The organism is uncultured Mailhella sp. (genome assembly GCF_905187505.1).
Taxonomy (GTDB): Bacteria; Desulfobacterota; Desulfovibrionia; order Desulfovibrionales; family Desulfovibrionaceae; genus Mailhella.
On the sequence record NZ_CAJJIC010000099.1, the window covers coordinates 1 to 8745 of the forward strand.

The window sequence follows — 8745 nt, forward strand, 5'->3', positions numbered from 1 at the left end:
TTTCCGAAAAAACGGAACGGCAAAGCTCCTGCGGTCTCTGCCAGACGCCGCACCCGCACACGGTCATGTCTCCCGCCTGCCGCAGCCCGCTCCTGACACTCATGGCGTTCCTGCCGGCAACGTTTTCTCCCGGGCACCGCCCGCGGCGTCGCCGGAATGCTGCGCAACGCACGCGTTCCATGAAGAAAGGGGCGCGCACGGCGGAAAAAATGCCGTGCGCGCCCCTGATGTCATGCCTGAAGCAGAACTACTGTTCGAGGAGCTTCTTCAGTGCGGCACGCAGAGGTTCCTGCAGCTTCTTGTCCTGAAGGCCGAAGTAGATTCCCGCAGTCAGATAGTCGACCCAGTCGCCGGCATCAAAGCGGCGTCCCTTCATCTTCACGGCGAGCATGCCCTTGTCCTTCATGTAGTTGGCAAGCGCGTCGGTAAGCTGGATCTCCCCGCCCTTGCCGGGCTTGACCTGAGCGATGTAATCAAAAATTTCACGGGGAAGCACATAGCGGCCCACGATGGCGAGACGGGAATTCATGGAACCGACGGCGGGCTTTTCCACCATGTCGGTAATGCGGTATATGCCCTCCTCCACTTCTTCACCGGCCACCATGCCGTACTTGTCAATCTTGTCGGCAGGCACTTCCATCACGCCGATGGTGGGCATGTTGTACTTTTCCGCCGCCTGCACGAGCTGCACGAGTCCGGCGTTGTCCCCAACCATGAAATCATCGCCCACCATGACGGCGAAATAGTCTTCCTGCACCATGTATCTGGCACAGCCGACGGCATGACCAAGGCCCAGCTGCTGCTTCTGGCGGACGGCCATGACGTCCACCATGCTGGCGGCTTCCTGAACGGCCTTGAGCTGCTCGATCTTGCCGGCCTCGGCCAGAAGCTCCTCCAGCTCGATGTTGCGGTCAAAATGATCTTCCACCACAGACTTATGACGATTCGTCACAAAAATGACTTCCTGCACGCCTGCACGCACGGCCTCTTCCACAACGTACTGGATGACCGGCTTGTTATAGATGGGCAGCATTTCCTTGGGAATGTTCTTGCTGGCAGGAAGAGAACGTGTACCCCATCCGGCGACAGGAAGAACGACCTTGCTTACTTTCATGACGACCTCACAGAACCTTGGAAAACTTTTGCGGCATCGGCCGCTTTCCAGAACAACGCGGAATGCTCCGCTCAAGAACTCGCGCGGCATACGCTGTCGCGCAAGCAAACCACGATGAAAGTCATTTTTGTCACATGATGCGTCTTCCGCTGCATTATCAGCCACATACGCAAACCATGCCTTCTTTTGTCTTCAATTTACACTTTTTTTCCGCTTACGTCCATATGTTCATGCAATTGTAAAAAGAATGAAACAAAAAAAACATTGCCTTCCCTCGGAATTCATGTCTGAAACTGAGAGTATGACGTGAAGCGTTGTTTTCTTTTTCAGCGTTCCAAAACGGTTCATCATAACGCCTGCCTTCCTGCATCATCATCAAAATGAACCTTCCGCATCCATGCTTCTGCTGCCGGACATAAAGAAAGACCCCGAAGAAGCGTGCGCTTCTCCGAGGTCTTGTTCGGAAAAAAACAAATTTGCGACATCACCGTCGCCCACAGTCAGGCATGGTGGCCGCATCCGCCCCTGCACAGATTGCCGGAACCGAATTCCTGCAGTCTTCCGTCAATGTAGGCCTGCAGCACATCCTTCACGCTCGAATATCCGGAGGCGTAAAAAACCCGCATTCCCATCTGATGCATGGCATTGAGCGGTCCCATGCCCATGCCTCCGGCAATGAGAACGCCGACTCCCTTGTCCGAGAGCGACTGCACGGGCACGATGCAGCCGCCCTGCTCATGCCCTTCGTTGTACTCGACGCTCACGTCAAGAATGCGCCCGTCCTGAATGCGGGCCACGGTATAGGCGTCACAATGACCGAAATGAGCGCTGGGGACGGCATCAAGACCGGCGGGAGCGTTGGAGGGAACGGCAACAAGGATGGCTTCGGACATGATGAAACTCCTTTTGAATGACCTCCGGCAGACCTGCGGAACGGAAAACATGCCGAATGCATCCCCGCTTTCCGGAATATCCGCACCATGTTCTCCGACCCCGGGCTTTGTCTGCGGAACGGCCCTTAATTCTGCTCACCCAAGCAAATACTACTTTCCACGGGCCGCATCAAGAGGACGCGCCATTTTCCGCATCCGCCTGCGTTGCTGCGGCACGTCGGCCGAAATGCCCCGCAGGCCTTTGACGCCCTTCTGCACGGCCCGCGGAGCATGAATTTCTCAGGAAACAGCAAAGCTGCTCCAGGTTCAGGCCTTCGTCCCTGCTGCCCTCAGACCATTGGCCACCACGATGAGTGCCGTACCCACATCGGCGAACACGGCCATCCACATGGTGGCGTTGCCGGTAAAGGCCAGCAGGAAGAACAGAGCCTTCACGCCGAGGGCCAGAGCGATGTTCTGCACGAGAATGGCATACGTCGCCCGGGAAAGCCGGATGAATCTCGGAATCTTGCGAAGGTCGTCATCCATGAGGGCCACGTCCGCGGTCTCCATGGCGGTGTCGGTTCCGCTGCCTGCCATGGCAAAGCCTATGTCCGCCCTGGCGAGAGCCGGAGCATCGTTGATGCCGTCGCCGGCCATGCCCACAGTGCCCCACTGCTTCGACAGCGCCTCCACGGCATCCAGCTTGTCCTCGGGCAGAAGATTGCCGCGAAATTCGTCCACTCCTGCCTGTGCGGCAATGACTCCCGCCACCTTTTCATTGTCGCCTGTAAGCATGACCGTATGCACGCCCAGCTCTGCCAGTTCGCGAACGGCCTCCCGGCTGCTCTCGCGAATGGTGTCGGCCACGGCGAACACCGCGCGAACGTTCTTCTCATCCGCCAGAGCCACCACCGTTCTGCCCTGCGCCTCAAATCCGGCAGCGCATCTCTCAAGCTCATCGGAGGAGAGACCCGCCAGCCTCATCATTCTGAGGCTGCCGAGGCTGAAGCGCTCGCCGTTCATGATGCCGCGCACGCCCTGTCCGACCACAGCCTCAAACTCGTCCACGTTCACAAGGCTCACGCCGTCCTCTCCTGCCCTTTCAGCCACGGCAAGGGATACCGGATGGTCCGAACGGGCGGCGAGACTGGCGGCGAGCCGCAGATCCTCCCGCACGTCATGACCGTCCATGGCTTCCATGTCCGTCAGCTTCGGCTTGCCGCAGGTAAGCGTGCCCGTCTTGTCGAGCGCGAGACAGCGCAGCAGACGCCCCTGTTCCAGAAACATTCCGCCCTTGACGAGTATGCCGCTTCTTGTAGCGGCCGCCATGCCGCTGACGATGCTTACGGGGGTGGATATCACCAGCGCGCAGGGGCAGCCGATGACGAGCAGCACGAGTCCGGTATACACGGAATCCATCCATTCCCGTCCCATGAACAGCGGCGGAATCACGGCCGTGAGCAGCGCGAGCAGGAATACCGCGGGCGTGTACCATCTGGCAAAGCTGTCCACAAGGCGCTGCATGGGAGCACGACGCCCCTGTGCGTCCTCCACGGCGTGGATGATGCGCGAAAGCGTGGTGTTTGAAGCCGTGGCCGTCACTTCAAATTCAAGCGATCCCGACGTGTTGATGGTACCGGCGAACACGGCATCTCCCTCGCCCTTCTCCACGGGAATGCTCTCACCCGTGATGGGTGCCTGATTCACGGCGGAGTGACCGGAAAGGACCACGCCGTCCAGCGCTATCCTTTCACCGGGCCTGACCCTCACGCGGCTGCCGACGCTCACCTGACGAATGTCAGCCTCTGCCCACGAACCGTCGGCCTGAAGCACCGTCGCCCTTTCGGGAGAAAGTGCGAGCAGCTTGCTTATGGCATTGCGGGCCCTGTCGAGGGCGCGCGCCTCAAGGGCTTCGGAAACGTTGAACAGCACCATGACCATGGCCGCTTCCGGGTACTGACCGATGATCACGGCGCCGGTCACGGCCACGGACATGAGCGCGTTGATGTTGAGATTGAAATTGGAAACGGCCAGCCACCCCTTGCGGTAGGTGCCGAGCCCGCCGAGCAGTATGGCCGCCACCGCAAAAAGAAGCGGCAGTGACGCCACCAGGGAAAAACCTTCGGACGGACGGGAAAGCACGCCCCATTCCAGAGCAAACTCCACGCCTTCGGAAAGCGCCGCAAAAAGACCAGCCAGCGCAAGCCTCTTCCAGGGAATGCGGGGAGACTCCACCCTGCGGGGCGTCGCCTCCCGACCGGCGACCACCGGTTCCGGAATCATGTCTATGGAAGCGAGGGCCTCCTCGATGGGCCTGGTGGACGGCAGCTCGTGCCGCACGGTCAGAACACGCTGCATGAGGTTGAACTCAAGCCCGGTGATGCCTTCTACCGAGGCGAGTCTCTTGCGGATGAGAGCCTCCTCCATGGGGCAGTCCATGTTCTTGATGAGATACACGGCCGTCGTGTCCGAGGCGAGATCCGCCAGAGCTCCGTCCACGGGCTGCGGCGCTTCGTGCTCATGACCGCAGCAGCAGCCGCAATGATGATCGTGACCGGATGCGTCGTGATGATGTTCATGACCTTCATGGCCGTGTTGATGCTCCGCCTCGTGCATTTCAGGGGAGTAGACCTTCAGAGCAAAATCGGCGCAGGCACAGCCGGCCTGACCGGATGAGGAACATATATTGTTGCCTTTCATGTTGTTTCTCCTTGCTGAAAATCAACGTAGTGTCTATAGTAGCTATAGAGTCAAGCGTTTCCGAAAAAATTTTTGAAAATCTTTGTCACAGGAGCATTTAAAAAAGAAAACATCCTGTATTTTCAACAAATAACCCAAAAACAGCATTTGACTCACGCGCTGTCGGACCTACCATCGCCACTCGGCACCCTCGACAAGGAGTATCCTCATGCCTCTGAAAATTGGAGAACTGGCCAGACTTTCCGGCTGTCAGGTCGTCACCATACGCTACTATGAAAAGGAAGGGCTGCTTCCCCAGCCCGAACGAACGAGCGCCAACTATCGTCTTTATGACGAGAGCGACGTCGAAAGGCTCCACTTCATCCGCCGCTGCCGCCTTCACGGCATGAATCTGGCCGAGATACGAAGCCTTCTCGCCTTCAAGGATCATCCCACGGTCAGCTGTGCGTGGATCAACGATCTGGTGGACAGACACATTGCCGACGTGGAGCGGCAGATAGCCTCGCTCCAGCATCTCAAGACACACCTGGAGGCGCTGCGGCACACCTGCGCGGGGGATCATGTGCAGAGTTGCGGCATCATAGATACGCTGGATCACGGTTCCCCCTGCGCCTGCTGCAACGAAGAGCACTGCCACCTGAACGATCTGACCTGTGAAGCGTCGAAACGGAAGGCGAAACAGAACGGCTGACAATTCCGCGTTTTCCCTCCCGCCCGACGCACCCGGCGTCCCCTTCTCCCCCGCTTGCACGCGCTGCCCGCTTGTCGTACCATTGCCCGGCCTGCAGCACTCTCCCGGCCTTTCCTTCCGTTCATGGGAAAATTCGGGGGCTTCTGCAGCGTTCAGGCAGTGCAGCCCTTGAAATTCCCTTGCAGACGCACTGCTTCAAAAGGAAGGAACACATGAGTTTTCTCAAAGCCAGCACCAGCTTCACGCGCTTTCGCATCCTTGACGACGTTCCCGCCGAACTGTGGGCCGCCATTCCCGAAAAGCTCCGTCAGTTCGCCTTCATGGACATTGACGACATTGCCGAGGAGCGAGCCTTCGGCTGGACCAATTTCGATGACATGCTCGACACGGAATGGAAGTTGAGCCCGCCTGAAAAGGCCGACTATCTGACCTTCTCCCTCCGCCTCGACACCCGCCGCATTCCTCCGGCCGTGCTGCGCAAGCATACGCGCATCGCCCTTCGCGAAGAAGAAGCCCGCATCAAGGAACTCGGAAAGAAATTCATTCCCCGCGACCGCAAAAAGGAGATAGGCGAACAGGTGAAGCTGCGCCTCATGGGACGCTTTCTGCCCATTCCCGCGGAATTTCAGGTCATCTGGAACACCCGTACCGGACGCGTTTATTTTGCTTCCACGCAGACGAAGATGATCGAGCTGTTCCTTGAACTTTTCACCCGCAGCTTCGATCTGCGTCTGGAACAACTCGTTCCCTGTGCTCTGGCGCTCTCCATGCTCGGTGAACAGTGCGCCGACAAGCTCGACGCCGTGGAATCCACGCACTTCATTTAACAAAAGGCATCGAACATGGCAGACATCGGTTACATCGGAGAAAACACCGACCTCATTCTGGGACAGGAATTTCTTACCTGGCTGTGGTTCCGCAGCGAAACGGGCAACGTCTTCCGCATGGAATCGGCGGACCACGCCGGTGAACCCTTCACCGTTGCCATGGAGCAGCGCATTGTGGTTCGCGGAGGGGAAGGCGAAAATCAGGAAACCGCCACCGTCGTGGGATCCTTTTCTCCCCTGCGGGAAGCAAGACTCGGCCTGCTCACCGGCAAGCAGGTGGTGCGGGCTCTCGTGCGGCTGGAAAAGGACGGCATGGACTGGCAGGTGACCCTGAAGGCCGAAGACTTCAGCGTCAACTCCCTGCGCACGCCCCCCATAGCCAAGGAAGACGCTTCGGAAGATCCGGACGCTCTTTTCCTTGAAAAAATGTATCTTATCGATCAGGCGCTGGACATGCTTGATGAAATGTTCCGGCAATTCCTTGCGCTTCGCCTCGCTCCCGCCGCCTGGCAGAAGGAGGCCGCAGCCGTGGCCGAATGGATGCGGCACGACATCAGTCAGGGCGCCATGCAGCCCGGCGTCTGACGCCTTCTCGTCAGGCCTTCGGAGCGCGCCGACGTCGGCGCGCTCCGAAGGCCTGACCGCAAGACACGCCCGTCCGACCCGGCGTCGAAGATCCATGTCCGGGCCGTTCCGCATAACGAATCCCGATCTTCCGGGAACGGAGGACTATGAAAGACGCTCCCAATCGCGGCGGCAGCACCGCCTCACGCTGGAGGGCACTGGCCATCCGGGCGCTGCGCAAGACGCTCTGGATGCTGCTGGTGCTCTGGGGCATCACGCTGGTCAGCTTTTTCGTCATACATCTGGCCCCGGGGACGCCCACCGACATGCAGACCAGTCTCAACCCGCTGGCGGGGGACATGGTGCGCGAGAGGCTTAACGCGCTCTACGGACTCGACAGACCGCTCTGGGAACAGTACGTGGACTGGCTGAGCCGTCTCGTCAGACTCGACTTCGGCATATCGCTTTCCAGCGACGCCCGGCCCGTCATGGAAAAAATCATGGAACGTCTGCCCCTTACCGTGGGCATGAACGTCATATCCCTGCTGCTCACGCTGCTTGTATCCATTCCCATAGGCATCATATCGGCCGTGCGGCGTGGCACACTGCTCGATCGCGCCCTCACGGTGCTGGTCTTTCTCGGCTTCGCCATGCCCAGCTTCTGGCTGGCCATGCTGCTCATGCTCTACTTCGGCATAGATCTCGGCTGGCTTCCCCTTTCCGGGCTCACGTCTCTGGACTATGCGCAGCTCTCTCCTCTGGGCAAGGCGCTGGATATCGCCCGTCATCTTACGCTGCCCATACTTGTGGGGCTGGTCGGAAGCATTGCAGGCACGTCGCGCTTTCTTCGCTCATCCATGCTGGAAGTGCTGCGTCAGGACTACATGACCACGGCCCGGGCCAAGGGACTGCCCACAAGACTCGTCATAGGCCGGCATGCCCTGCGCAACGCTCTTCTGCCCGTCATCACCATGCTCGGGCTCTCGATTCCCGGTCTCATCGGCGGCAGCGTCATCATTGAAACCATCTTTGCCCTGCCCGGTCTCGGCCAGCTTTTCTATGCGGCCGTCATGGCCCGGGACTATCCGCTCATCATGGGCAATCTCGTGCTCGGCGCCGTGCTCACGCTGCTCGGCAACATGCTGGCCGACGCAGGATACGGCCTTGCCGATCCCCGCATACGCTCCACGGCCCGGCAGGAGGACAGATCATGACTCTCAGCCTGAAAAGACACGGTATGTTTCTTACCGGACTGGTCATCGTGCTGATCATGAGCGCGCTTGCGCTGCTCGCTCCCTGGATAGCTCCATTCGATCCCGCCGCGCTGAACCTCGATCAGATTCTCATGCCGCCCTCATCCGAGCATCTGCTCGGCACCGACGAACTCGGCCGCGACGTTTTCTCCCGTCTGCTCTACGGCGCCCGCGTGTCTCTCTGGGTGGGCTTTGTCGCCGTAGGCATATCCACGGCCATCGGCATCGTGCTGGGCCTTGCTTCCGGCTACTTCGGCGGCTGGACGGACGAACTCATCATGCGCGGCGTGGACGTGATGCTCTGCTTTCCTTCGTTTTTCCTCATTCTTGCCGTCATTGCCTTTCTGGAACCGAGCCTCACCAACATCATGGTCGTCATAGGGCTCACGTCCTGGATGGGCGTGGCACGCCTCGTCAGGGCGGAAACGCTTTCCCTCAGAGAACGGGACTTCATAGCAGCCTCAAAGCTGGCCGGAGCCTCCACGACCCGCCTGCTTTTCGTGCACATTCTTCCGAACGCCCTTGCTCCCGTGCTCGTTTCGGCCACGCTCGGCGTCGCCGGAGCCATTCTCGTGGAGTCATCCCTGAGCTTTCTCGGGCTCGGCGTGCAGCCCCCGGACGCAAGCTGGGGCAACATGCTCATGGACGGCAAGAACACGCTGGAAATCGCTCCCTGGCTCTCGCTGTATCCGGGCCTTGCCATTCTCATCACGGTGCTGGG

The 8745-nt window shown here is 59.4% G+C and carries 8 protein-coding genes; 5 read left to right on the forward strand and 3 right to left on the reverse strand.

Annotated features, from left to right (window positions below):
• Window positions 1-247 precede the first annotated feature (247 nt).
• The 3 genes from galU to QZZ60_RS08820 all read right to left on the reverse strand — a co-directional run bounded on the left by galU (window position 248) and on the right by QZZ60_RS08820 (window position 4428).
• Window positions 248-1114, reverse strand: coding sequence for a UTP--glucose-1-phosphate uridylyltransferase GalU (gene galU, locus QZZ60_RS08810; protein WP_295640595.1), 867 nt, complete (start codon window positions 1112-1114; stop codon window positions 248-250).
• A 500-nt stretch (window positions 1115-1614) separates the two neighbouring features.
• Window positions 1615-2007 carry a NifB/NifX family molybdenum-iron cluster-binding protein gene (locus QZZ60_RS08815; protein ID WP_295640597.1) on the reverse strand — a complete coding sequence of 131 codons (393 nt, stop codon included), beginning with the start codon at window positions 2005-2007 and terminating at the stop codon, window positions 1615-1617.
• Between the two features lie 306 nt (window positions 2008-2313).
• Complete coding sequence (locus QZZ60_RS08820) at window positions 2314-4428, reverse strand: heavy metal translocating P-type ATPase (protein ID WP_367119412.1); 2115 nt, start codon at window positions 4426-4428, stop codon at window positions 2314-2316.
• A gap of 469 nt (window positions 4429-4897) precedes the next feature.
• Between QZZ60_RS08820 and cadR the strand changes: the two genes are divergently transcribed.
• The 5 genes from cadR to QZZ60_RS08845 all read left to right on the forward strand — a co-directional run.
• On the forward strand, window positions 4898-5380 hold the full coding sequence (gene cadR / locus QZZ60_RS08825; protein WP_295640601.1) for a Cd(II)/Pb(II)-responsive transcriptional regulator: 483 nt from the start codon (window positions 4898-4900) through the stop codon (window positions 5378-5380).
• Window positions 5381-5592: 212 nt separating this feature from the next.
• Entirely contained in the window at window positions 5593-6207 is a 615-nt protein-coding gene (locus QZZ60_RS08830) for a hypothetical protein (protein WP_295640603.1), read from the forward strand.
• 15 nt (window positions 6208-6222) lie between these two features.
• Entirely contained in the window at window positions 6223-6792 is a 570-nt protein-coding gene (locus QZZ60_RS08835; protein ID WP_294446196.1) for a hypothetical protein, read from the forward strand.
• Window positions 6793-6938: 146 nt separating this feature from the next.
• Window positions 6939-7985: an ABC transporter permease gene (locus QZZ60_RS08840; RefSeq protein WP_295640605.1), complete on the forward strand. Its 1047-nt coding sequence runs from the start codon at window positions 6939-6941 to the stop codon at window positions 7983-7985.
• On the forward strand, window positions 7982-8745 hold a 764-nt coding region (locus QZZ60_RS08845; RefSeq protein WP_295640607.1), incomplete at its 3' end, for an ABC transporter permease. The genes QZZ60_RS08840 and QZZ60_RS08845, both read left to right, overlap by 4 nt.